General features: G+C 74.1%; 2 protein-coding genes. One reads left to right on the top strand and one right to left on the bottom strand.

Annotated features, from left to right (window positions below; translation table 11 throughout):
• Positions 1-74: 74 nt before the first annotated feature.
• Complete coding sequence (locus AOK09_RS43335; protein ID WP_055591434.1) at positions 75-740, bottom strand: ArsR/SmtB family transcription factor; 666 nt, start codon at positions 738-740, stop codon at positions 75-77.
• A gap of 200 nt (positions 741-940) precedes the next feature.
• On the opposite strand from AOK09_RS43335, the gene AOK09_RS36340 reads away from it, so the two are divergent.
• Positions 941-2,227, top strand: a complete 1,287-nt coding sequence (locus tag AOK09_RS36340; RefSeq protein WP_055591433.1) for an MFS transporter — start codon at positions 941-943, stop codon at positions 2,225-2,227.
• Positions 2,228-2,596: the final 369 nt, after the last annotated feature.

The following is a 2,596-nucleotide window of genomic DNA, read 5'->3' as shown; positions in this document are numbered from 1 at the left end:
GTGCGGTGTGGGGCGTCAGGAGCCCGGGCCGGGTGCGGTGATGAGGGTGGCCCTGCCGGTGGCCGGGATCGCGGTCATGCCGCGCCGGCTTCGACGGGGAGGGCCGCCAGGCGCCATTCGAGCATTCCGTCTGCCAGCCGCTTCGCGGCGCGGCCGTGCGCGTTCAGGAGTCGGACGGCGTCATGGGCGAAGACGCAGTTGGCGCCGCGGCAGTAGGCGACGACCTCGACGTCGGCCGGGAGTTCGGCTAGCCGGGACTCCAGCTGGTCGACCGGGATGGAGAGGGCGCCGGGGATGTGGCCGGCCGTGTACTCCTCGGCGGGGCGCACATCGATGACGGTGGCGGTGCCGGCCTTGACCCGGTCCAGCAGTTCCTCGCGGGTGAGGTGGTCGGTGTCCTCGGGGCCGAGGTAGGCGGTGCGGGCCTGCTCGGTGGCGGCGAGGTGGGTACGGGCGACCTGCTGCAGCAGTGCGTACAGCGCGGCGACATCGTCCCCCGCGAGCCGGTAGTGGATGCGTACCCCCTCGCGGCGGGTGACGACGAGGCCGGCCTGCCGGAGGACCTGCAGGTGCGCCGAGGCCGTGGTCAGGCCTAGGCCGGCGGCCCTGGCGAGGGAGTCGACGCCGCGCTCGCCCTGGGCGAGCAGGTCGAGCAGTTCAAGGCGCTTGCCGTTGGACAGCGCCTTGCCGGTGCGGGCGAGGGCGTCGAACAGCTCGGCCTTGCGGGCGGGGTCTCCCATGGCTTCCTCCATAAATCCATGGATTATTGTAGGGGAACCTGGCAGCCCTGCCGCGCGCCCCTCGTCATGGGGCCTTGCGGGCTTCGCCGACCAGCACCCGACGTCCCGGCCGCCGCCCGCCGCGATCCTGCGGTGCCGGACCGGCCGAGCGGCGGACCGGCCGAGCAGGCCGCCACCGGACGAGAACTGGAGTACCGAGCATGACCAGCGCCACCCCCGCCCTCGCGCCGAACGGGCCCGGCGGCATACGCCTGGGCCTGCGCGCCAACCTCCCCGCGTTCGCGCTGCTGGTCGTGGTCAACGCCCTGGTCGGCGGCATGCTGGGTCAGGAGCGCACCGTCGTGCCGCTGCTCGCCGACAAGGTCTTCCACCTGTCCGCCTACACAGCCGCCCTGACGTACATCGTCGCGTTCGGCGCGACCAAGGCGATCGCCAACTTCTTCGCCGGGACCCTTTCGGACCGCTTCGGCCGCAAGCCGGTGCTGGTGGCGGGCTGGCTGTTCGCACTGCCGGTGCCCCTGCTGCTGATCTGGGCCCCCTCCTGGGGCTGGGTGGTCCTCGCCAATGTGCTGCTCGGCATCAACCAGGGCTCGACCTGGTCCACCACCGTCATCATGAAGATCGACCTGGTCGGACCGGCCCGCCGCGGACTGGCCATGGGCCTCAACGAGGCCGCCGGCTACGGCGCGGTCGCCGTCACGGCCATGGCCACCGGCGCCATCGCCGCGCACTGGGGGCTGCGGCCCCAGCCGTTCCTCCTCGGCATCGCCTACGCCGCCCTCGGCCTGGGTCTCTCCGTGCTCGCGGTGCATGAGACCCGCGAACACGCCCGGGCCGAAGCCGCCCTCCACCCGGCCCCGGCCGAACCGGACCACCACGGCGAGCTGACCACCGGCCGGATCGTCCGCACCACCAGTGCCGGCGACAGGGCGCTCTCCGCCGCCAGCTGGGCCGGAATGGTCAACAACCTCAACGACGCCCTGGCCTGGGGCATCTTTCCCCTGCTGTACGCCGCGCACGGGCTCGGCATCGGCCGGATCGGCCTGCTGGCCGCCCTCTACCCGGCCGTCTGGGGTGCGGGGCAGATCCTCACCGGCTGGTGGTCCGACCGTGTCGGCCGCAAACACCTGATCACCGCGGGCATGCTGCTCCAGGGCGCCGCGATCGGGCTCGTCGCCCTCGGGACCACGTTCCCGGTGTGGGCCGTCGCCCAGCTCCTGATCGGCGCCGGTACGGCCATGGTCTACCCGACCCTGCTCGCGGTCGTCGGCGATGTCGCCCATCCCGCCTGGCGGGCCCGCGCCGTCGGTGTCTACCGCCTGTGGCGCGACGGCGGCTTCGCCGTGGGCGCCCTGCTGGCCGGGGTCCTCGCGGACGCCTTCGGCCTGACCACCGCGATTTGGGCCGTCGCAGCCCTCACCGCCGCCGCCGGGATCCTGGTCGCGGTGCGGATGTACGAGACCCACCCCCGCGCGACCGCATCGTAGGAACCCGCCGGGGGCCGCGGCCGGCTCGCCGGCGCGTTCGCGCCCGGAACGGCGTGGGGATCGGAGTCCCCTGGGTGTCCGTGGTGTTGCCGGGCAGTACCCGCAGGTGGTCAGCCTCGTCCGTGTCGCGGTCCGCGAGCACGGCGGTGCCGGAGGCGGGGGCAGGGCGCGCCTCGACGGCCTGGTGGCGGCCGGAGGCGCGGTGCTGTGCGGTGCCGGGCGAGGGCGGGTGCGGAACCGGTGCGTCTCCGGGAGCAACGGCACGTGACCCCAGGACCGGGGTGGTGTCCTGGGGTCACATGCGCGGGGTGCTGTGTTCGGGTGGGCGCCGGTGCCCGGGGCGGCTCCGGCGCCGGGCGGGCGGGATCA

The sequence above is a fragment of the Peterkaempfera griseoplana genome, assembly GCF_001418575.1.
Taxonomy (GTDB): Bacteria; Actinomycetota; Actinomycetes; order Streptomycetales; family Streptomycetaceae; genus Peterkaempfera; species Peterkaempfera griseoplana.
Note: the sequence above shows the minus strand (reverse complement) of the source record. Positions and strands in the feature narration are given on the sequence as shown.